Raw genomic sequence first — 20,964 nt, 5'->3', positions numbered from 1 at the left:
GTATAGATGACAATCGAAAGAGCGGGCATCAATAATTTCAAGGGATCTAAACTAGGCATGATTTTGGTTTTATTTATTTTGCTTGTCATTGCAACACAAACCTTCTCTAAATCCCATAACAAACCAGGTGGCCCTATAGGAATCGAGGCAACACAAATCTTTCGAGTCATAAATGAATCGGAAAACTTCTGGTTGCAGCTGCGCGAAAATTACGTTTATTTTGAAAGTCCGCCTTTAGACAGCTGGCTGCAGCCCAATGGAAAACACTTCTTTGAACAGGATATAACACGTGAGATCAGTAGATGCGGATATCAAATCTATCAGGATGGTAGAGCGGACGGTTATATTCGTTTTGAGACACTGACGCTACCGGTCGGATCCACCCGATATAACTATTTTACAAATATTGAGTGGACTAACGATGAAATTGATTTTGTACAATATAACGTTGGGCCAGAGAACGGCGAATATCCGACACTAAGAATATACGATCGAATGATTGCCCAAGCCCGCGGAAGTCGTAGGTAAGGCATAGCCACTCGGCCAAATCGGGGGAACTCGTCGTGGCATAAACGAAGACGGGAGGAGACTGAGCTTGGCTCAGTCTCCTCCCGTCTTGATGTCTATAACTTGAATTGTAGATCTTAAACTTCCATGATGATTGGCAAAATCATCGGGCGGCGACGCGTTTGCTCATACAGGAAGCGGCCAAGCGCATCCTTGACATTCGTCTTGAGCGAAGCCCACTCATTGACTTTGTCATTCATCAGTTTATTCAGCGTTGTCGTTACGATGCGGTTCGCCTCATCCAGCAGTCCCTCGGACTCGCGAACATATACGAAGCCGCGCGAGATAATGTCCGGGCCAGCCTTGATCGTGCCGTCCTGCTTGCTCAGCGTCACGACTACAACCAGGATGCCGTCTTGGGACAACAGCTTGCGGTCGCGAAGTACGATGTTACCTACATCGCCGACACCAAGGCCGTCGATCAGAACATTGCCGGAAGCAACTTTGGAGCCTTTACGTCCTACTCCGCCCTGGAATTCAACCGTATCGCCGATGTCGCAAATGAAAATATTTTCTGGAGCGACGCCAACTGCCTCACCAAGCTTGGCATGCTGACGAAGCATCCGATACTCACCGTGAATCGGAATGAAGTATTGCGGCTTGATCAGGTTGAGCATCAGCTTGAGCTCTTCCTGGCTGCCGTGGCCGGATACGTGGACGCCAGACACAGAGCCTGGTCCATAAATGACGTTAGCGCCGAGTCGGAACAACTCGTCCACCGTGCGGCCTACATCACGTTCATTGCCCGGAATCGGCGTAGCTGCGATGATTACAGTATCTCCCGGCAAGATATCGATCTTGCGATGGGTGGAGCGGGCCATGCGAGTCAGAGCGGACATCGGCTCGCCTTGGCTGCCTGTGCACAATACAACAACGCGTTCGGAAGCCATCTTGTTCACTTCTTCCGGCTCGATGATCATGCCTTCAGGAATGTTTAGGTAACCAAGCTCACCGGCAATCGTCACTACGTTCACCATGCTCCGTCCAACGATAGCAACTTTGCGTTTGGTTGCCATTGCCGCATTGAACACCTGTTGAATCCGATGCACGTTGGAGGCGAAGGTTGCTACGACTACGCGTTGTTGGGACTTGCGGAAAATTTCTGTCAGCTCGACGCCGACGTTGCTCTCCGAGGGAGTCATCCCTGGGCGCTCCGCATTCGTGCTATCCGACAGCAAAGCTAGTACGCCGCGCTTGCCAATTTCAGCGATGCGCTGCAGATCTGCATATTGGTCGTTGACCGGGGTAAAGTCGAACTTGAAGTCACCTGTATGCACAATAGTGCCTTCCGGAGTGTCAAGGCACACACCGACGGAATCCGGAATACTGTGGTTCGTCTTGAAGAAGCTCGCTGTGATGGCTCCGAGCTCGAGTACGGAGTCCGCATTGATGAGAATGCGCTTCGTCTCGCCGAGCAGTCCAGCTTCCTTCAGCTTGCCTTCGATCAGTCCGAGTGTAAGCTTAGTCGCGTACACAGGGACATTCAGATGACGAAGCACATATGGCAAGCCGCCGATATGATCTTCATGACCGTGGGTAATAATTATGCCGCGAACTTTGTCGCGATTCTCGGTCAGATAAGTAATGTCTGGAATGACGATGTCGATTCCGAGCATGTCTTCCTCCGGAAATTTTAAGCCGGAGTCTACGACGACAATGTCATTCCCGTATTGGATGACATACATGTTTTTGCCGATCTCGCCTACGCCGCCAAGGGCGAAGACAAGCAGCTTGTCCTGGATATTCTTTTTTGACAAGGGAAATCTTACCTCCTATATGTTGTGGAAATTTATTGATCGCTATTAGATAAACGCTTCCTTGCGAGAAACGACCAAGTACATGAAATGCACGCATTCACCCATCCGCCGCCGCGCGTATGGGTTCGTAGCCATATTAACTTTACCGCACCAGTCACTTAGGAATATTATACATGATGCAAAAGATGGAACACAAGCCAGCAAGCAATACGATTTCGCCCTTTTATTAGGGCGTACGTATGCGCAGGAAATCCGAGGTAGGATAACGTTTAGTTTCCTTCTAGGATGAAAAGCAATACGATTTCGCCCTTTTGTTAGGGCGTCAAAACAAAACAAACCGGCTCCCATACGAGGAACCGGCACATAACATAACTATATTCTACCTTAAAGCCCTTTTAACAGCTCAGCTAGGACAGCAGTCTCTTTTTCGTCGGCGGCTACCAGCGGCAGACGCACGCCTCCGACCGGCAATCCCTGCAGTTCGAGCGCTTTCTTCACTAATACCGGATTCGGAGCCGCGAACAAGCCATTGAACAGAGGCAGCAAGCGGCGATGCATAGCAGCAGCCTCCACATTGCGTCCTTCTAAGTAAGCTTCGATCATCGCTTTCATTTGGGCACCTGCTACATGGGAAGCGACACTGACGACGCCATAAGCACCTACAGCAATCGCTGGTAGACCGACGCTGTCGTCTCCGGTATAAACCCGGAAGCTGTCCGGTGCTCCGCTAATAATTTCAGCGATATGGTCTAGGGAATGGCATTCCTTGGTCGCAACAATATTCGGCACATCCTGAGCCAGACGAACCGTCGTGGCCGCATCCATGCTTGCCACCGTACGCGTCGGCACATTATACAGCATAATAGGCAAAGAAGTGGATTCGGCTATCGCCTTGAAATGCTGATACATTCCTTCTTGACTCGGCTTGTTGTAGTAAGGCACCACAAGCAGGATACCATCTACACCCGCCTTCTCGGCGGCCTGGGTCAAATGAATGGAATGAGCCGTATGATTGCTGCCGGTACCGGCAATGATACGAGCGCGTCCCGCACTGTGTTTAACAGCAAAACGGAACAGCTCAACCTTCTCTTCGTCGTTCAACGTCGGTGATTCGCCGGTCGTGCCACTCACCACAATTGAATCCGTGCGCTGATCTTCGATCAAATAATCGATTAAACGTCCTGTTGTGTCCCAGTCTACCGCGCCATCCGGAGCGAAAGGAGTAGCCATTGCTGTAATAAGTCTGCCAAAATCCATTTCGGGTTACCTCCTCGGCAGGTACGAGCTTCTGCTCTCGTATGCTGCCTGATATTAGTGATCGAAAGCTTACAGATGTAGCTCGAACTTGGCGTGCAGCGCTCTCAGTGCGTTGCCCATATGTTCCTCACGGACAAGCACCCAGATCGTCGTATTGGAATCCGCCGACTGCAAAATCGGAATCCCCGGCTCCGAAAGAGCTTCCACGATCCGAGCCATAACGCCCGGCACGCGGTGCATACCGCCCCCAATCACGGAAACCTTAGCACAACCGCTTACTGTTTCCGGCTCGAACCCAAGCTCCTGCAGCACTCTTATCGCCTTGGGAGCATCATTGTCCATAACCGTATACAGCGCGCCAGCGGGCGTAACGTTGATAAAGTCTACACTAATATGATGGCGAGCCATCGATTGGAACACCTTGAGCTGTGTATCGGCGATGCCTTCAACTGCCCGTACCGAAATTTGAGTCACACCCGGCACATGAGCGATACCGGTCACATGGCGATCCTTAAGCGGCGATGCCAGGCTAAGCGCTGTCGGCAAATCGGTGACAAGCGTGCCCTCCTCATCCGAAAACGTCGAGCGCACCCGCAGTGGAATGCGAGCCTGTTGAGCAATCTCGACCGCTCGGGGATGAATCACCTTGGCTCCTAGTCTAGCCATATTGCAAATTTCCGCATACCCGACAACCGTCAATGGCTTGGCATCCTTTACGATACGCGGATCGGCCGTCAGAATTCCATTCACATCGGTGTAGATGTCCACGATCTCCGCTTGCAGTGCCGCGCCGAGTGCCGTTGCAGATGTATCGCTGCCTCCTCTGCCCAGAGTTGTCAGATCGCCACGGCTATCCTGCCCCTGAAAACCAGTGACAACGACAACTTCGCCCTTATTGAGATGATGCTTCATCCGCTCCGTGCGGATTTCTTCAATACGGGCCTCACCGAACTGACTGCCAGTTATAATTCCCGCTCCGCCACCCGTCAGCGCAACAGCTGGAATGGAGTGAGCGGACAGTTCGCTGCACAGAACGACTGCTGAGATAATCTCGCCGCAGCCCATCAGCAGATCCCGCTCCCGAGCAGCAAGCTGTCCTCCCTCCTCATGTGTCATGGACAACAATGTGTCCGTTGCATAAGGATCACCAGAGCGCCCCATCGCCGACACGACTACGACAAGCTGATGGCCATCCTTCAGCTCGCGCTGGATGTGGTGAATCACCAGCTCCCTCGTTTGTTTGGTCGCCACGGAAGTGCCGCCAAACTTCAATACCCGTACCCCCATTGATGACATCCCTTCTACGCCTTTATGATTAAGCAGAATAATTGCAATACACGCAATTGTAGTAAAAAAGCCGTCAGCGTCTTGTTCGCTGCCGGCTGCTGTATATCCTCATGCCCGGCTGCAGTGCCAAACGGCTCTGTTGCTGCCATCAGCTTGAGTGCGTGCAGAGAAGCTTAAGCTCTCTGAATCAACAGAGGCTGCATCTGGCGGCCTTGCAGGGCAGATTCGCACGCTTCCATGACCAGATCCATCTTCGCCACAAGTGAATTGGGCTTGTTGACCGGATCATCCTGACCGAACGGAACGAAATAAATATTCTTGGCTACCATCAGCTTGGCGATATTGGCCATATTAAGGCCGAGACCGTCATTGGTGGAGATCGCCAGTACGACCGGCCGGCCGTTGCGCATCTGAGCCTTGGCGGCCATCAGTACAGCTCCATCCGTCAGGGCATTAGCTAACTTGCTCGTCGTGTTGCCCGTACATGGGGCAATCAGCATGACGTCCAGTAGCTTGGAAGGCCCGAGCGGCTCTGCTTGAACTACGGTTGAGATAATCTCATTGCCGGTAATCTCGCGCAGCTGACGCTTCCACTCCTCCGCCGTACCGAATCTCGTATCGGTAGTCATGAGACTCTGAGTTGCAATCGGCACGACATTGGCTCCCGCATCGACAAACTTCTGAATCTGAGGCATAACCTCAGCAAAGGTGCAGTGAGATCCCGAAAGGGCATACCCTATCGTAAGTCCGTTCCAGTTCATTGTCCATTCCCCCGCGTGCTGATGTCATCCAGAATCAGCTGAGTGACACAATCCGCTATGATGCGTCCAGCGGTCACGGGGGCCACGATACCGGGCAATCCGGGAGCCAGAATGGCCTTCAGTCCTCGCTTCTCCGCAAAGCGGAAATCGGTGCCTCCAGGTTTGGAGGCCAGGTCGATAATAACGGCCCGGGACGGCATTCTGGCTATCATTTGCGCTGTGACTATCATAGTTGGAATTGTGTTAAAAAGCAAGTCAATATTGGCAGCATAATCCTGCAAATCCCGCGTGTAGAAAGGCTTCGCGCCCATCTCGACAGCTCTTGAATACTGCTCAGGCAGATGAACTCCGGCCAGCACACGAGCGCCCAGTCCCTGCAGCGTCCTGACAAGCGTGAGCCCCGTCCTTCCAAGTCCAAGCACCATAGAGGTGGATCCATGCAGCGTAATATCCGTATGTTCGATCGCCATCTTGACCGCACCTTCAGCAGTCGGGATGGAATTAAGAATGGCCACGTCATCTCTTTCGAACAACTCGACAAGTCCTATTCCGTGCTTTTGGCAAATGTCCTTCAAAAATGGTCTGGCCATGCCGGAATAGATGGTACAGTGCTTTGGTAGCCGAGTAAGCATCGCTTCAGTCAAAAGCAGCTCGTTATCACTGAATGCAGCGGGAATCAGGCCGGAATCATCCGTGCCAACTGCTGGCAGAATGATAGCATCGACCTTGTCAAAAAGTTCTTCCCTCAGCTCGCTGTTCGAGATATCCCCTGGAAGGGTACGGAGCCCGTCAAAGCCGGACACCGTCAGCGAGGCATCCAACTCCGACAGCCTGCGGATGACCTCTAGCTGCCTTGCGTCGCCGCCAATCAGCAGCACCTGAACGCCGGTCAGCATGCTGGCGTCACATCCTCTCACCTTATTCACCCAAGGCGGCAGCCATCCGGGATACGCCTAGCCGGTCCGCCGCCTCACTCACTCCAGCTTGCAGCAAGGCGCTCAAAGCCCTTCCGCAATCGCCTTTCGTGCGTATAGTGCATTTTATGCCGCAAGCGTGAAGTGGGTTACAGCTTAGGTTCTGGGGCTGAGCATGAAAAAAGCCGCTTCGCTGCCTCCCTAAAGGGAAGCTAACGAAGCGGCTGCTTCTGCGTTGCCGATATGCGCTCAGCAGAACTTGCGAACAATAGGGTTACTTACCGGTATGTCCGAACCCACCCGCGCCGCGCAGCGTTTCGGGAAGCTCATCGGCTTCCTGAATGCTGATAGTCGGAACGGTCTGGAATACCATTTGGGCAATTCTCTCGCCCCTCGCGATAACAAAAGGTTCCTGCCCCAAATTAATGAGCAGAACCTTCACCTCGCCGCGATAATCAGCGTCAATCGTGCCAGGCGAGTTAAGGCAGGTAATGCCATGTTTGTACGCTAGACCGCTACGGGGACGGATTTGCGCCTCCAGCTCTGGTGGCATCGCCATCGCGAAGCCGGCTGGAATGAGTCCACGCTCTCCCGGTTGTAATACAACGTTCTCCCCAACTGCAGCATGCAGATCGAAGCCAGCAGCAGCCTCGGACATGCGGGTTGGAAGCGAAACGTCCTCGTTGCCCGGCAGGCGCTTAAACAGTACTTGATGCAAAACGGTCCCTCCTCAGCGTTGCGGCCGGACCTTCTTCCGTGCCAACCATGGCGACGGCGAAAGGCTTGGCCAGCATCCGCGCCGTGACGGAGCGGATATCATCCATAGATACTTCCTCAATGCGTTCGATAATTTCGTCCATCGTGTAATGTCTGCCCAGCATTAGCTCGTTTTTGCCGATGCGGTTCATACGGCTGCTCGTGCTCTCCAGACTCAAGATCAGACTGCCTTTAAGCTGCTCTTTACCGCGGCGAAGCTCTGCGTCCGTCAGACCTTGCGCGGATACATCCGCAAGCAGTTCCATCGTCAAATCCAGCACATCCGCTGTTTGTTTTGGAGCCGTACCCGCATAAATCGTGAACAACCCAGAATCCGCATAAGACGTATGATATGAATAAACGGAGTAGGCAAGTCCACGCTTCTCACGAATTTCCTGGAACAGTCGGGAGCTCATGCCGCCGCCGAGCGCATTGTTCAGAAGCACCATTGCGTACAGCTTCTCATCATCAATGGAGAAACCAGGGAAAGTCAGGCAAATATGGTTCTGCTCGGTTTGTTTTGGACGGAACAAATACTGACCGTTGAACGACGGTGCTTCCAAGCTGCGGCCTGGGCCGCGTGCGCTCATACGCCCGAATTGCTGCTCCAACATTTCCAGCAGCGGCTTCACCTCGATGTTGCCAGCCACGCTAATAACGGTGTTCTCAATCGTATACTGATCGTTCATATAAGCTCGAAGTGCATCCGGTCCCATCTCGGCAAGGCGTTCTTCTATGCCCAAGATGGAATAAGCCAGAGGATGCTCGCCAAGGGACGCTCGCGAAGCCTCGTCATGGACTTTATCATCAGGAGTATCCTCGTACATCGAGATTTCTTCCAAAATGACATTTTTCTCCTTAGCAAGCTCCTCCTCATCAAAGCGTGAGTTGAAGAACATATCCGCCAAAGCGTCTACGGCCAGAGGCAAGTGAAGATCCAGCACTTTAGCAAAATAACAAGTATATTCCTTAGCAGTAAAGGCGTTCACATTGCCGCCAATACCGTCAAACAGATCCGCGATGTCTTTGGCGCTGCGGGTCTCAGTGCCCTTGAAGAGCATATGCTCAATAAAGTGGGAGATGCCGTTGTTGGCCGGGGTTTCGCTGCGCGAGCCTGTCTTCACCCATATCCCGAAGGATACGGATCGGCAGGTCGGAATCGGTTCCGCGACAACACGGAGGCCATTGCTCAGTCTGTATAAGTTCACCGGTTCTCCTCCTTGAAGTTTGATTATCATCATAACAAAATCAGCGCCCGCTCTCAACCGCATCAACCAGCCGCTCCTCGGATAAGGTTTGACTAACCGTGCCAAGCTGCAACCCTTTGCGCTTCGCAGCGTTGATCATACCTTGCAGTGCGTCCCGTGAACTGGCCGTCGGATGCATTAACACGAGCGAGCCCGGCTGTAGCCCTCTGGCAATCTTTGTAATGACCGATCCGGGATCCGGCTTCATCCAATCCACCGTGTCAAGCGTCCAGAGCACCGTTGACATTCCCTCTTCCCTCGCGGTTTTGACGGTCAGAGCGTTAAAGCTACCCGATGGAGGAGCGAACCAAATGCTTTTGATGCCTAACGTCTCCTCGATCAGACGGTTTGTGCGAACGATCTGGCTGCGCTGCTGCTCCACTCCGAGCTTTTTCATGTCCGGGTGCGTGTAGGCATGGTTGCCGATCTCATGCCCGGCATCGCGTATTTTGCGCGCTTCCTCCGGATATTTCTTCAACCAGGACCCGTCCAGGAAAAAGGTCGCTTTCACCTCATTACGCTTCAAAGTAGCAAGCATAGCTTCCAAGTACTCATTGCCCCATGCCACATTGATCATCAAAGACGCAGCCCGCTTTGCCGGATTGCCCTTGTAGATCGGCTCAAGTGGGTAATCGAGAAGCGTTTTTTCCGGCTTCACTGGCTTGTATACGTAACGAACTTCTTCTCTTGGCAGGTTCAACGACCCTTTATAGGTCGCTTCCACATCTACCTGCCGGCCGTAATAACCAGGGATAGCCCGATACCAACGATCGACAGCTGCATCAACCGGCGGCTCATACCTGCGCTCCGCTTCTTTGCGGATCTCCTCCAGCAGCGAACGATCCGCATCCTGGGCTGCCATTGCAGCACGGAACTCACCACTGCCTAGCGAGCGAATATAGCTGCCAGCGGGACTCCAGGCTGCTGCCGCCAGCACAAGGACGGCTCCGCATAAAGTTGCGGCGCTCCAAGCACGGAGTTTCATCGAGCCTCACCCTCCACCTTTTCTCCCCCCAATGTATGAGAGATGGTGGACAAATATGCGGCTTGGCCTCCCCCACAGCGAAGCTAGAGAAGCAATTCCGATATAGCTTGATAAAGCTTGATAAAGCTTGATAAAAGAAAAAAGAATCAGAGAGACTCTGACTCTTCTTTAAATAGGACGCATTGGAGCCAGCATTTGGCATCCTGAATTCCAGAGCATGCCTCCGTTTAGGATTGAGCTTCCGTCGTAAGGAGCGCTTTGCGGGACAGGTTGATCCGTCCTTGTGCGTCGATCTCCGTTACTTTGACCATGATGACATCGCCGATGCTGACAGCATCTTCGGTCTTGGCCAGACGCTCTGTCGACAGCTGGGAAATGTGTACGAGACCGTCTTTGTTGGGAAGAATTTCGACGAATGCGCCGAATTTTTCGATCCGTTTGACTGTGCCCGAGTAAATTTCGCCAACAACAACTTCCTTCACGATGCCCTCGATAATCTGCTTAGCACGTTGGTTCATCGCCTCATTGGTAGAAGCAATATATACCATTCCGTCCTGCTCGATATCGATTTTGACGCCAGTTTCCTCAATGATCTTGTTGATGATCTTGCCACCGGCTCCAATAACATCGCGGATCTTGTCCGGGTTGATGCGAAGCGTCATGATCTTAGGCGCATATTCGGAAAGGCTCTCGCGCGGTTGGCTAATAATAGCGTTCATCTTGTCCAAAATGTGGAGACGGCCCAAACGAGCTTGCTCCAACGCTTGAGTCAAGATATTGCGGTCGATACCGTCGATTTTGATGTCCATTTGGATAGCTGTGACGCCTTCCGCAGTACCCGCAACCTTGAAGTCCATATCGCCGAGATGATCTTCCATACCTTGAATATCGGTCAGGATGGAGAAATGATCGCCGTCTTTGATCAGACCCATTGCCACGCCGGCAACTGGTGCTTTGATCGGTACGCCAGCATCCATCATCGCCAGCGAGCTCGCGCAAATACTCGCTTGGGAGGATGAACCGTTGGATTCCAGTACTTCAGAAACGAGACGGATCGTGTACGGGAACTCAGACTCCGGCGGAATAACTTTGGACAGTGCACGTTCACCGAGGGCGCCGTGGCCGATCTCGCGACGACCTGGAGGACGCAGCGGACGAGCTTCGCCAACGCTGAACGGAGGGAAGTTATAGTGATGCATAAAGCGCTTGGTCTCTTCAGGGCTGATGCCATCAAGAATTTGCACATCGCCCATAGGACCGAGCGTGCAGACGCTGAGCGCTTGAGTTTGTCCACGTGTAAACAGACCGGAGCCATGCGTGCGCGGCAATAGCGCAACATCACAATCGATTGGACGGATTTCATCCAGTCCACGGCCGTCAGGACGCACTTTGTCATGCGTAATGAGGCGGCGAACTTCTACTTTGACGATGTCATATAGCGATTCTTTAACGTCTTTCATCAGCTCAGGCGTTTCAGCATACACTTCCTCGAAGTGTGCAACCGTCTCGGCGTTAACCGCGTCGATTGCTTCCTGGCGAGCATGTTTCTCCTCGATGCGAATGGCTTCCACGAGGCGAGCCGATGCGTAAGCTTGTACGGCAGCGCTAACATCAGCGTCAACTGTTTGCAGCACAACTTCCATCTTCGGTTTGCCACACAGCTCTGCAAACTTATTGATAACTTCGCAGATCTTTTGGATCTCGGCATGACCGAACATAATCGCTTCCAGCAGAACTTTCTCGGAAACTTCGTTCGCTTCCGCCTCTACCATCATAATGGCGTCCTTCGTACCGGATACAACGACAAAGATGTCGGTCTTCTCCTGTTGTTCCACAGTCGGGTTGATAATGAACTCGCCATCAACGCGTCCAACGATAACACCACCGATAGGTCCATTAAATGGAACGTCGGATATGCTAAGGGATGCGCCGGTGCCGATCATTGCCGCGATTTCAGGTGGGCAATTTTGATCTACGCTCATCACAAGGTTGAGTACCTGTACATCGTTGCGGAATCCTTCCGGGAACAGCGGGCGAATCGGACGATCCGTCAGGCGGCTGGACAAAATAGCCTTCTCGCTCGGGCGTCCTTCGCGCTTGATGAAACCGCCAGGAATTTTGCCTACGGCATAAAGTCTTTCCTCGTAGTTGACGGTCAGTGGGAAAAAGTCCAGATCTTTCGGACCAGAAGATGCCGTGACCGTACACAAAATGACGGTGTCGCCGTAGCGCACCGTTACAGCTGCGTTAGCCTGTTTAGCAAGACGACCGCTCTCAAGGATGAGCTCGCGGCCGCCGAGTGTCATTTTAACCTGGTGCATAATATCCCTCCTATTCTTGAATCCATTCGACAAGTAATCTCCAATTCCTCTGCCTAACAGCTCAACCTGCAAAGTACGGAGTATGTAAAAAGGGTCTGTTCTCTTTCATTATAAAAAGCAACCCGGCTGCGGCCCTCCGGTAAGTCCGGACAGATGGCAACCAGGTTGCTTCATTTACAGCGACGTGTCCTAGCGGCGAAGGCCAAGTTTCTCGATCAGAGCGCTGTAACGTCTAACATCATTGTTCTTCAGGTATGCCAGCAGCTTGCGGCGCTGACCTACCATCTTAAGAAGACCGCGACGCGAGTGATGATCTTTCTTGTGCGTACGCAGGTGGTCTGTCAAGTTCACGATGTTCTGAGTAAGGATAGCTACCTGAACCTCGGGGGAACCCGTGTCAGTTGCGTGAGTCTTGTGCTCTTCGATGAGCTCATGTTTGCGTTCTTGCGTAAGTGCCATCCTAGTTCACCTCCATTAGCTTATTGTATTAAATCAGTCGCCATCAGCCTCGCCGCCGCCGGTGAGAGCGGCCGGCCAAGCCGGGGCCAGCGTGTCACAGGGAGAAGCTCCCCAGACAACATTACGTAGTATAGCATTAACGGAAGACAAAGTAAACCAGCGATCGAGCTCAGCCGCGAAGCAGCTCCGCAGCCTGATCACGGTCCTTGCCAAGCTGTTCGACGAGCTCAGCTACGCCAGAGAACTTACGTTCTGGCCGCAGGAAGTGCAGAAACTCAATGCGCACCCGGCGGCCGTATAAATCTCCTTCAAAATCGAGCAGATGCGCCTCAAGAACAGGTACGATCCCCTCTTTGTTGAAGGTAGGCTTCATACCATGGTTGAGCACAGCCGGCCTGACTTCGGCAGGACGGTCATCGGAGGCTGGAAGATGAACCCGCACGGCATAAACGCCTAGCCGCGGCACGACATAAACATCATCCTGCAGCACATTCGCCGTCGGAAAGCCAATCGTGCGGCCTCTCGCATCACCGTGAACAACAATACCGCTCACCGCATATGGACGACCAAGCAGCTCCGCTGCCAGTTCAACCTGCCCATTTTCGAGCGCTTCACGCACATAGGTACTGCTGACCTTCAGCCCGTCTCGGCTCTGCGCCGGGATGACGTCCACGCTGAAATTGCCAGCACCAAGCTCCACCAGGCTCTCCGCGCTTCCTTTGCCGAAGTGGCCGAAGCGGAAGTCGAAGCCGACTACAGCATGCTGTACGCCAAGCCGGAGCAGTACTTCCTGGACAAAAGTCTGCGGGCTGATCTCTGCAAACGCCGGATCAAACCGCATCACATAAACCGTGTCCACGCCCGCCTGGCGAAACAGCTCGAGCTTCTCTTCCAACGGAGTCAGGCTTGCTGCATAATTGCTGCCACGCCCGAGAACCTCTCGCGGATGAGGATTGAAGGTCATGACTGCCGCGCGCAGGCCGTTCTGGGCCGCCTTGGCTACCGCCCGGTCAATGACAGAGCGATGTCCCAAGTGAACACCGTCAAAATGTCCGATGGCAAGAGCGCAGGCAGAGGCATCGGATGTCTCGCCATTCTCTTCCAACGGGTAGCTCAAAACTTGAATTTCCACTTCCACCCACCTGCATTTCTCTTAAACTTCGCCTGCTACCATCACTCCGCCGTCACAAAATCAATAAGCTTAGCTCAGAGCTCTTCCGGTCTGGCAAATACTTTGACAGGCTTAACCATGCCGGAATCAGCCTCAACCTCGAATAAACCGGCGAACAGTCCTTCGTGGCTGTAAAGCCTCAGCAATCCGTCAGACGGAGGAGGAGTGTCTAACCAAGCAGACGGTATATGTCTACCTTGCAGCGCCTGCCGCATAGCAGGTATTGCCGCTGTGGTCATCGGCAGATGAGCCAGCGCTCGGTCAGCCGGCAGTAGCCTAAGCACGGCTTCGCCATGCTGCTGCAACTGTTCCAACTCCTCAAGTGTTACGCAATCCTCTTGCCGGAATCCACCGGAGGAAGTTCGTTTGAGCTCCGCCATCGCTGCCGGTACGCCTAGCTTCTCGCCGATGTCAACACATAAGGTCCGGATATAAGTGCCCTTTGAGCAAAGTACCCTGAATCTTACTTGCGGATGAGGACGATTGAGGTCCAGGTCAATAACTTCCAGTTCGTGGATGAACGCCTGTCTCGGCTTGCGCTCAACGGTCTTGCCCTCACGGGCCAGCTCGTACAGCCGCTTACCGTCTACCTTGACCGCAGAGTACATCGGTGGCAGTTGAACGATCGTTCCGAGGAAGGAAAGAAGCGCTTCTCGAATATTGCTTTCGGACAGATGGACTTCATCCACCTGCTCCAGCACCTCTCCGGTCAGATCCTGCGTATCGGTCGACACGCCGAACTGCAGCACCGCTTCGTATTCCTTCGGAAACTCCTGCAAGTATTCCACTACTCGAGTAGCCGGTCCGATGCATAGCGGCAGAACACCCGTCACCATCGGGTCTAGCGTACCCGCATGGCCGATTCTTTTGGTACGGAGAAGCCTGCGGCACTTGGCCACGACATCATGCGAGGTCCAGCCAGCAGGCTTCCATACCGGTAATATTCCATTCATTAAGTTTCAAGTGCCTCCCCTACGGCTGTCAGAAGAGACTTCATCGCTTCGGTACCGTCAAGTCGACAGCCCGCAGCACGAATGTGGCCGCCTCCACCAAAAGCAGAAGCGATTGCCGCCACATCGAGCAATCCGCCGGAGCGAAGGCTCGCCTTGACACTGCCGTCACGCATTCCCTTGAACAGCACCCCAGCTTCCACACCCTCCACGTTGCGGGCATAGTTGACCAGTCCCTCCAAATCGTCGGGAGCCGCGCCAATTTCATCCATGTCCTCCGGGGTAATCAGCATGGAACAGACACGATCGTCGTAATGGAACTGCATCCGGTTAAGACCAAGTCGCAGCAGCTTGAGCTGCGGCATTGTCATCGTCTCTAGCAGTCGATCCGCGATGAGATGTCCGTTAACGCCGACTTCAAGTAGCTTAGCCGATGTCTGCATGACACGAGTATCAGTATTGGAGTAGCGGAAACCGCCAGTATCCGTCAATAGACCCGTGAACAGCATCTCCGCAGCATCAAGTTCCAGCGGATGACCGCTGGCAACGATTAACTCGTACAGGATTTGAGCCGTAGCTGCCGCATCCGGTACGACCAGATTGCAAACCCCATACAAATTATTCGTTGGATGATGATCGATATTTAAAAGTTCGTATCCATCCGCGAACCGCTCGGCAACTTTGCCGATCCGTTTGAAATCCGCGCAGTCTACCGCAATGATACGGGAGAAGCTCCGCTTGGAGTCTAACGCGTTCAGGGGCTGGATAAGTTCGCTGCCGCTCAAAAAGCAGAGTCGATCTGGTACGGGATCTTCATTGACGAGAGTCACCCGCTTGCCAAGCTTCCTCAGCAACCAGGCTGCAGCCAGCGTTGAGCTGATCGCATCCCCGTCAGGCTGAACATGGGAGACAACTAAGTAGTCGTCTCCCATGTTCATGTATGCTAATACGGCTTCATAGTCGCGGAGCGTATCTACGCTCATTCGCCACTATTCTCCCGATTAATTTTCGTCAAAATCGACTCGATCTTGCTGCCATACTCGATGCTGCCGTCAAACTTGAACAGTATCTCTGGAGTATGGCGAAAGCGAATCCGCTTGCCAAGCTCGGAGCGGATGAAGCCAGTTCCCCGCGCCAGAGCTTTAAGCGTTTCTTCCTTCTGATCTTCGTTCCCGAGCACGCTCAGATAAACGCGCGCCTGGGACATATCGTTCGTGACGTCCACTCCGGTTACCGTTATAAAGCCAATGCGGGGATCTTTAAGCTCGGTCTGAATGATCTGACTGAGCTCTTTTTTGATCTGCTCCCCGACACGGCCGACACGGATTTTAGCCATGCTGGACCACCTCTTTTAACGTTCTACCTTCTCCTGGACGAAAGCTTCAATGATGTCGCCTTCTTGAAGATCATTGAATTTCTCCAGGGTAATGCCGCATTCATAACCTTGTGAAACTTCTTTCACATCATCCTTGAAGCGCTTCAGCGTATCGATCTTGCCCTGATGCAGGACAATGCCGGCGCGAATGACGCGAGCTTCGGACGAACGTGCGATCTTGCCATCGATAATCATACAGCCGGCAATTGTGCCCACTTTGCTCACTTTGAACAGGTTACGCACTTCGGCGTGGCCGGTAACAACTTCCTTGAAAATTGGATCCAGCATGCCTTTCATCGCTTGCTCGATTTCTTCAATGACGTTGTAGATGATGTTGTGCAGACGCACATCGACTTTTTCTTGTTCAGCCGCTACAGCCGCCTGAATTTCAGGACGTACGTTGAAGCCGATCACGATTGCATTGGAAGCCGAAGCAAGTGCAATATCGGATTCCGTAATCGCGCCTACGCCGCTGTGAATACTCTTAACGCGCACACCTTCAACCTCGATTTTCTCAAGGGAGCCTTTGAGAGCTTCCAGCGAGCCTTGAACGTCAGCCTTGATGATAACGTTGAGGTCCTTGATCTCGCCTTCTGTGATGTGCTTGTAAAGATCATCCAGCGTTACGCGGGAGTTCGCACCCATCTGCGACTGGCGCTGCTTAATGGAGCGACGTTCGGAAATGGCACGAGCTTTGCGCTCGTCTTCGAATACCATGAACGGGTCGCCAGCTTTTGGCACCTCGGTCAAGCCCGTGATCTCAACCGGTGTGGAAGGATCGGCTTCTTTGAGACGACGTCCCTTGTCGTTGATCATGGCACGAATACGTCCGAACGTATTGCCAGCTACAAAAGCATCGCCGATCTTGAGCGTACCATGCTGCACGAGTACACGGGCAATTGGGCCCTTGCCTTTGTCCAGCTCGGCCTCGAGGACGGTGCCGCGAGCGCGCTTGTTCGGGTTCGCTTTGTAATCGTTGACCTCAGCTACGAGCAGGATCATTTCCAGGAGCTCTTCAAGATTGGTACGCTGCTTCGCGGATACGTTGACGAAAATCGTGTCGCCGCCCCACTCTTCCGGTACAAGCTCATACTTGGTAAGCTCTTGTTTGATCGTATCCGGATTAGCGTCCGGCTTGTCGATTTTGTTGACCGCTACGATAATCGGCACCTTAGCTGCCTTCGCATGGCTGATCGCTTCTACCGTTTGCGGCATAACGCCGTCATCCGCAGCAACGACGATAATCGTAATGTCCGTTACCTCGGCTCCGCGAGCACGCATCATCGTGAACGCTTCGTGACCCGGGGTATCCAGGAACGTAATTTTTTTGTTGTTGATCTCAACTTGGTAAGCGCCGATATGCTGGGTGATACCGCCTGCCTCGCCACTTGTAACGTTCGTGGAACGGATGGCATCAAGAAGCGTCGTTTTACCGTGATCGACGTGACCCATAATCGTTACAACAGGAGCACGAGACTGAAGATCCTCTTCGTTGTCTTTCTCTTCCACTGTCTCGAAATCGTCCTCTTCGACAGGGATTTTGATCTCAACTTCCTCAACTTTGAACTCGGAAGCGACAAGTTGGATCGTTTCGATATCAAGTTCCTGGTTGATCGTCGCCATGACGCCCAGGGAAATAAGCTTTTTGATGACCTCGGAAGCGTCCTTATGGAGCAGCTTAGCGAGCTCAGCCACGATCATATTGCCGCGGACAATGATTTTCTTAGGCGTGTTGTCGATTTTCTCACGCTGAGGCTGCTGGCTTTTGCCGCGTCCGTTTTTGCCGCGATTTCTGAAGCTGCCACCGCGATCATCGAAACGACCGTTCTGACCGCCTGGTTTACCTCCACCGCGACGGTTAGCGCCTGCGCCGCCAGGACCGCCACTGCGTCCCGCGCCGCCGCCAGGCCCGCTGCTGCGATTGAAGTCAGTTCTAGCGCCGCCAGCCGGCTTGTTCTCGCCGAACGTACGTGGAGCTGGAGCTGTGCTGCGGCTCTCACCGCGTGGAGCTGCTCCTGCGGACGGAGCACTGCTCTGTCCTTGCGGACGAGCGCCGCCGTATCCGCCGCCTTGACCCGGAGGACGGCTTCCGCCGCCTTGGCCTACCGGACGACTACCGCCGTACCCGCCGCCTTGGCCTGCCGGACGGCTTCCGCCGCCGCCTTGACCTGCTGGGCGATTGCCGCCGTATCCGCCACCTTGTCCTGCCGGACGGCTTCCGCCGCCTTGTCCTGCTGGACGACTTTGGCCACCTTGTCCTGCTGGACGGCTTCCGCCGCCGCCTTGACCTGCTGGGCGGTTGCCGCCATATCCGCTGCCTTGTCCTTGCGGACGACTTTGGCCGCCTTGGCCGCCGCTTCTAGGTTGGCCGCCGCTTGGTGCGGGACCCCGTCCTTGCGCGCTGCCTTGGGAAGGACGCTGCTCTGTGCTGTTGCTGCCTTGGGACGGACGCTGCTCTGTGCTGTTGCTTCCTTGGGACGGGCGTTGCTCCGTGCTGTTGCTTCCTTGGGACGGACGCTGCTCTGTGCTGTTGCTGCCTTGGTTGTTCGTTGTCGTATTCATAGTCACCTGTCGATCCTGTTGGTTTGTAGGTTGAGATTGCTCTTGACGTGGAATAGTATGCACTCCTTGTTGCTCCGGCCGCTTCTCGGCTGGGCGGGTCGCTGCCGTGTTGGCCTGCGTATTCCCTTGTGCCCTCTTAGCTGCGGCGTTCGCTTTGATGTCGCGGAAGAAACCTTCCACCTTGCCCACCATGCCAGACTCCATCACACTCATGTGATTGTTGACAGGTGTATCTAGCCGTTTAAGAATCGTTATAATTTCCTTGCTACTCATGTTAAGGGACTTCGCATATTCGTACACGCGAAGCTTCTCTTTGCCTTCTTTACCGTCTTGTGGTTTAGTCAATATTCTCCACCTCCGTATTCTGGCTCAAATGACCCCGAATCATGTTCGCGAACCCCCGATCCGTAATCGCCACAACGACCCTTTCTTCCTTACCAAGGGCTTGCCCGAGTGAATCGCGAGAAAAAGCCTCGGCCATAAATACGCCATAGGACGCGCACTTATCACGGTATTTCTTTTTGGTGTTGGCTGATGCATCAGCCGCCACCAGGACAAGAGAAGCTTTGCCCTGACGAACTGTCTTCAACACCGTTTCATCGCCGGTAACGACCTTGCCAGCGCGCATTGCCATGCCAAGATTGGAGAGCGCCTTACTCATCATCCTGGTCCGCCTCCTGGTTCTTAGCGGCGAGGAACTGTTCCTCGACGGAAATGAACTCGCGCTGGAGCTGATCGTATATATCCGGCGGAACCGGTTGTTTAAGCGCCCGATCAAGAGCCCGCGTCTTCTTGGCCAGACGGAAGTTTTCTGCTGTCCCTTTTAGATAAGCTCCCCTTCCGGATTTTTTGCCGGTTAGGTCAATCGAAATGGTGCCATCCGGCGTGCGGACGACCCGAATCAGCTCTTTCTTGGGAAGCATCTCCTGACTGGCCACACATTTGCGCAGCGGGATTTTTCTAGGTTTCATGAGCAAATCCCCCCGTGCCTAGTCGATCGTGATTGAATCCTGATGCATCGATATCCCTTGCGTCCGCTCCCGGCCGAATTCCTGCTCCGCTTGCGTCTCGCTCTTGATGTCGATCTTCCAACCAGTCAGCTTGGCCGCCAGGCGAGCGTTCTGACCCTTAATGCCGATAGCCAGTGAGAGCTGATAGTCAGGCACGATGACACGCGCCATCTTCTCTTGCTCAAACACAATGACCTCAATCACCTTGGATGGGCTGAGTGCATTCGCTACATATTCCTCGGTGCTGTCCGACCAGCGGACAATATCGATTTTTTCGCCCTTCAGCTCCGAAACGATCGTTTGCACGCGCATGCCCTTTTGGCCGACGCAGGAACCGACCGGATCCACCTCGTCGTTGCGGGAATGAACCGCGATCTTGGAGCGGAAGCCCGCTTCACGCGCTACAGAACGAATCTCGACAACTCCGTCGTAAATTTCGGGAACCTCGAGCTCGAACAGACGCTTAAGCAGACCTGGATGAGTACGCGAAAGAATAATTTGCGGCCCCTTAGTCGTGTTCTCGACCTTCGTAATAAAAGACTTCACACGGTCGCCGTGTTTGAACTTGTCAGTCGGCATCAGCTCGGTCAGCGGTAATACCGCCTCTACCTTGCCGAGATCGATGAACAGGTTACGCGTATCCTGGCGCTGCACGATGCCATTTACGATATCTTCCTCTTTGTCGATATAAGCGTTATAAATCAGTCCGCGTTCTGCTTCCCGAATACGCTGGGTCACAACCTGCTTCGCTGTCTGCGCAGCGATGCGGCCAAAGTCGCGAGGCGTCACTTCGATGTCCGCCACATCATCCAACTGATAATGCGGATTGATCTCGCGGGACGCTTCCACGGTAATTTCCAGACGCGGATCTAGCACTTCTTCTACGACATTTTTACGAGCATAAACTTTGATCACGCCCGTATGCCGGTTAATATCCACCCGCACGTTCTGGGCGGTGTTGAAGTTGCGCTTGTAACTAGAGATCAGCGCCGCCTCGATCGCTTCCAGCAGGATGTCCTTGGCGATTCCTTTCTCTCGCTCTATCTCATTAAGAGCTTCAATAAAGTCCATACTCATTGGAACCGTCAATCCCCCTTTCGCTAATTAGAAAACTATAGCCAGCCTGGCGCTGGCCACCTTGGCATATGGAATCGAGTGAGTTTTGCGTCCAATCTGGACGGAAACAGTCTCTCCGTCGAAGGACAGCAGAGGACCCTCGAATTCTTTTAATCCATCAATCGGCTCGTAAGTAGTCACGTTGACCTGCTTGCCGACTGCCTTGCTCACGTCCTCGGGTTTCTTCAGCGGACGTTCCGCACCTGGAGATGAAACCTCCAAAAAATAAGCGTCTGAGACGGGATCATTCTCGTCCAGGCGCTCGCTCAGATATTCGCTGATCCGGCCGCACTCGTCGATGTCAATTCCGCCGTCTTTATCCACAAATACGCGAAGGAACCAGTTGTTGCCTTCCTTAACATATTCAATATCCACAAGCTCGAAGCCATTGTCGTTAAGGAACGGCGTAGCCATCTCCTCGATGACTGCCTTGATTCTGGATGTGCTCAAATCCGATAGACCCCCTGAT

At 53.5% G+C, this 20,964-nt stretch carries 20 protein-coding genes; 1 reads left to right on the top strand and 19 read right to left on the bottom strand.

Annotation, left to right across the window (positions count from 1 at the left end):
* The first annotated feature begins 6 nt into the window (after positions 1–6).
* Positions 7–528, top strand: coding sequence for a hypothetical protein (locus tag CGZ75_RS04860; protein ID WP_089523124.1), 522 nt, complete (start codon positions 7–9; stop codon positions 526–528).
* Between the two features lie 116 nt (positions 529–644).
* Here CGZ75_RS04860 and CGZ75_RS04855 read toward each other — a convergent pair whose 3' ends face one another.
* From CGZ75_RS04855 to rimP, 19 genes are all read right to left on the bottom strand, one after another.
* The gene (locus tag CGZ75_RS04855) at positions 645–2,324 is read right to left on the bottom strand and encodes a ribonuclease J (RefSeq protein ID WP_089523123.1); all 1,680 of its coding nucleotides are present in this window, start codon (positions 2,322–2,324) and stop codon (positions 645–647) included.
* 384 nt (positions 2,325–2,708) lie between these two features.
* Complete coding sequence (dapA, locus tag CGZ75_RS04850) at positions 2,709–3,581, bottom strand: 4-hydroxy-tetrahydrodipicolinate synthase (RefSeq protein ID WP_089523122.1); 873 nt, start codon at positions 3,579–3,581, stop codon at positions 2,709–2,711.
* A gap of 69 nt (positions 3,582–3,650) precedes the next feature.
* The gene (dapG, locus tag CGZ75_RS04845) at positions 3,651–4,868 is read right to left on the bottom strand and encodes an aspartate kinase (protein ID WP_089523121.1); all 1,218 of its coding nucleotides are present in this window, start codon (positions 4,866–4,868) and stop codon (positions 3,651–3,653) included.
* Between the two features lie 173 nt (positions 4,869–5,041).
* Positions 5,042–5,629: a dipicolinate synthase subunit B gene (locus CGZ75_RS04840; protein WP_089523120.1), complete on the bottom strand. Its 588-nt coding sequence runs from the start codon at positions 5,627–5,629 to the stop codon at positions 5,042–5,044.
* Positions 5,626–6,525: a dipicolinate synthase subunit DpsA gene (gene dpsA, locus CGZ75_RS04835; RefSeq protein WP_089523119.1), complete on the bottom strand. Its 900-nt coding sequence runs from the start codon at positions 6,523–6,525 to the stop codon at positions 5,626–5,628. The genes CGZ75_RS04840 and dpsA overlap by 4 nt, the downstream gene beginning before the upstream one ends.
* A 292-nt stretch (positions 6,526–6,817) precedes the next feature.
* Positions 6,818–7,261, bottom strand: coding sequence for a dUTP diphosphatase (dut, locus tag CGZ75_RS04830; protein ID WP_089523118.1), 444 nt, complete (start codon positions 7,259–7,261; stop codon positions 6,818–6,820).
* Positions 7,242–8,507 carry a M16 family metallopeptidase gene (locus CGZ75_RS04825; protein ID WP_089524561.1) on the bottom strand — a complete coding sequence of 422 codons (1,266 nt, stop codon included), beginning with the start codon at positions 8,505–8,507 and terminating at the stop codon, positions 7,242–7,244. The genes dut and CGZ75_RS04825 overlap by 20 nt, the downstream gene beginning before the upstream one ends.
* A gap of 40 nt (positions 8,508–8,547) precedes the next feature.
* Complete coding sequence (locus tag CGZ75_RS04820) at positions 8,548–9,531, bottom strand: polysaccharide deacetylase family protein (protein WP_089523117.1); 984 nt, start codon at positions 9,529–9,531, stop codon at positions 8,548–8,550.
* A gap of 227 nt (positions 9,532–9,758) precedes the next feature.
* Entirely contained in the window at positions 9,759–11,852 is a 2,094-nt protein-coding gene (gene pnp / locus CGZ75_RS04815) for a polyribonucleotide nucleotidyltransferase (protein ID WP_425436439.1), read from the bottom strand.
* A 189-nt stretch (positions 11,853–12,041) separates the two neighbouring features.
* Positions 12,042–12,311 carry a 30S ribosomal protein S15 gene (gene rpsO / locus CGZ75_RS04810; protein ID WP_089523116.1) on the bottom strand — a complete coding sequence of 90 codons (270 nt, stop codon included), beginning with the start codon at positions 12,309–12,311 and terminating at the stop codon, positions 12,042–12,044.
* 169 nt (positions 12,312–12,480) lie between these two features.
* The gene (locus tag CGZ75_RS04805) at positions 12,481–13,443 is read right to left on the bottom strand and encodes a bifunctional riboflavin kinase/FAD synthetase (protein WP_089524559.1); all 963 of its coding nucleotides are present in this window, start codon (positions 13,441–13,443) and stop codon (positions 12,481–12,483) included.
* Positions 13,444–13,517: 74 nt separating this feature from the next.
* A complete protein-coding gene (gene truB / locus CGZ75_RS04800; RefSeq protein WP_089523115.1) occupies positions 13,518–14,435 on the bottom strand; it encodes a tRNA pseudouridine(55) synthase TruB in 918 nt (305 codons plus the stop codon).
* A complete protein-coding gene (locus CGZ75_RS04795; RefSeq protein ID WP_089523114.1) occupies positions 14,435–15,415 on the bottom strand; it encodes a DHH family phosphoesterase in 981 nt (326 codons plus the stop codon). Before CGZ75_RS04795 ends, truB begins: the two co-directional genes overlap by 1 nt.
* Positions 15,412–15,768, bottom strand: coding sequence for a 30S ribosome-binding factor RbfA (rbfA, locus tag CGZ75_RS04790; RefSeq protein ID WP_089523113.1), 357 nt, complete (start codon positions 15,766–15,768; stop codon positions 15,412–15,414). Before rbfA ends, CGZ75_RS04795 begins: the two co-directional genes overlap by 4 nt.
* Positions 15,769–15,783: 15 nt before the next feature.
* On the bottom strand, positions 15,784–18,714 hold the full coding sequence (gene infB, locus CGZ75_RS04785; protein ID WP_089523112.1) for a translation initiation factor IF-2: 2,931 nt from the start codon (positions 18,712–18,714) through the stop codon (positions 15,784–15,786).
* A complete protein-coding gene (locus CGZ75_RS04780) occupies positions 18,707–19,030 on the bottom strand; it encodes a L7Ae/L30e/S12e/Gadd45 family ribosomal protein (RefSeq protein ID WP_089524558.1) in 324 nt (107 codons plus the stop codon). The genes infB and CGZ75_RS04780 overlap by 8 nt, the downstream gene beginning before the upstream one ends.
* Positions 19,023–19,340 carry an RNase P modulator RnpM gene (rnpM, locus tag CGZ75_RS04775; protein ID WP_089523111.1) on the bottom strand — a complete coding sequence of 106 codons (318 nt, stop codon included), beginning with the start codon at positions 19,338–19,340 and terminating at the stop codon, positions 19,023–19,025. The genes CGZ75_RS04780 and rnpM overlap by 8 nt, the downstream gene beginning before the upstream one ends.
* 18 nt (positions 19,341–19,358) lie before the next feature.
* Complete coding sequence (gene nusA, locus CGZ75_RS04770) at positions 19,359–20,456, bottom strand: transcription termination factor NusA (protein WP_089523110.1); 1,098 nt, start codon at positions 20,454–20,456, stop codon at positions 19,359–19,361.
* A 27-nt stretch (positions 20,457–20,483) separates the two neighbouring features.
* Positions 20,484–20,945, bottom strand: a complete 462-nt coding sequence (gene rimP / locus CGZ75_RS04765; RefSeq protein ID WP_089523109.1) for a ribosome maturation factor RimP — start codon at positions 20,943–20,945, stop codon at positions 20,484–20,486.
* Between the last annotated feature and the right edge of the window lie 19 nt (positions 20,946–20,964).

Origin of the sequence: Paenibacillus herberti, from assembly GCF_002233675.1 — a bacterium.
Lineage (GTDB): Bacteria > Bacillota > Bacilli > Paenibacillales > Paenibacillaceae > Paenibacillus_O > Paenibacillus_O herberti.
This window is presented reverse-complemented; position numbering and strand designations above follow the sequence as displayed.

Coding starts and splice junctions, on each gene's coding strand:
- CGZ75_RS04860 (WP_089523124.1), top strand. CDS start 7: ATGACAATCGAAAGAGCGGGCATCAATAATTTCAAGGGATCTAAACTA.
- dapA (WP_089523122.1), bottom strand. CDS start 3,581: ATGGATTTTGGCAGACTTATTACAGCAATGGCTACTCCTTTCGCTCCG.
- dapG (WP_089523121.1), bottom strand. CDS start 4,868: ATGGGGGTACGGGTATTGAAGTTTGGCGGCACTTCCGTGGCGACCAAA.
- CGZ75_RS04840 (WP_089523120.1), bottom strand. CDS start 5,629: ATGAACTGGAACGGACTTACGATAGGGTATGCCCTTTCGGGATCTCAC.
- dpsA (WP_089523119.1), bottom strand. CDS start 6,525: ATGCTGACCGGCGTTCAGGTGCTGCTGATTGGCGGCGACGCAAGGCAG.
- CGZ75_RS04820 (WP_089523117.1), bottom strand. CDS start 9,531: ATGAAACTCCGTGCTTGGAGCGCCGCAACTTTATGCGGAGCCGTCCTT.
- pnp (WP_425436439.1), bottom strand. CDS start 11,852: ATGCACCAGGTTAAAATGACACTCGGCGGCCGCGAGCTCATCCTTGAG.
- rpsO (WP_089523116.1), bottom strand. CDS start 12,311: ATGGCACTTACGCAAGAACGCAAACATGAGCTCATCGAAGAGCACAAG.
- truB (WP_089523115.1), bottom strand. CDS start 14,435: ATGAATGGAATATTACCGGTATGGAAGCCTGCTGGCTGGACCTCGCAT.
- CGZ75_RS04795 (WP_089523114.1), bottom strand. CDS start 15,415: ATGAGCGTAGATACGCTCCGCGACTATGAAGCCGTATTAGCATACATG.
- rbfA (WP_089523113.1), bottom strand. CDS start 15,768: ATGGCTAAAATCCGTGTCGGCCGTGTCGGGGAGCAGATCAAAAAAGAG.
- CGZ75_RS04780 (WP_089524558.1), bottom strand. CDS start 19,030: ATGAGTAAGGCGCTCTCCAATCTTGGCATGGCAATGCGCGCTGGCAAG.
- rnpM (WP_089523111.1), bottom strand. CDS start 19,340: ATGAAACCTAGAAAAATCCCGCTGCGCAAATGTGTGGCCAGTCAGGAG.
- nusA (WP_089523110.1), bottom strand. CDS start 20,456: ATGAGTATGGACTTTATTGAAGCTCTTAATGAGATAGAGCGAGAGAAA.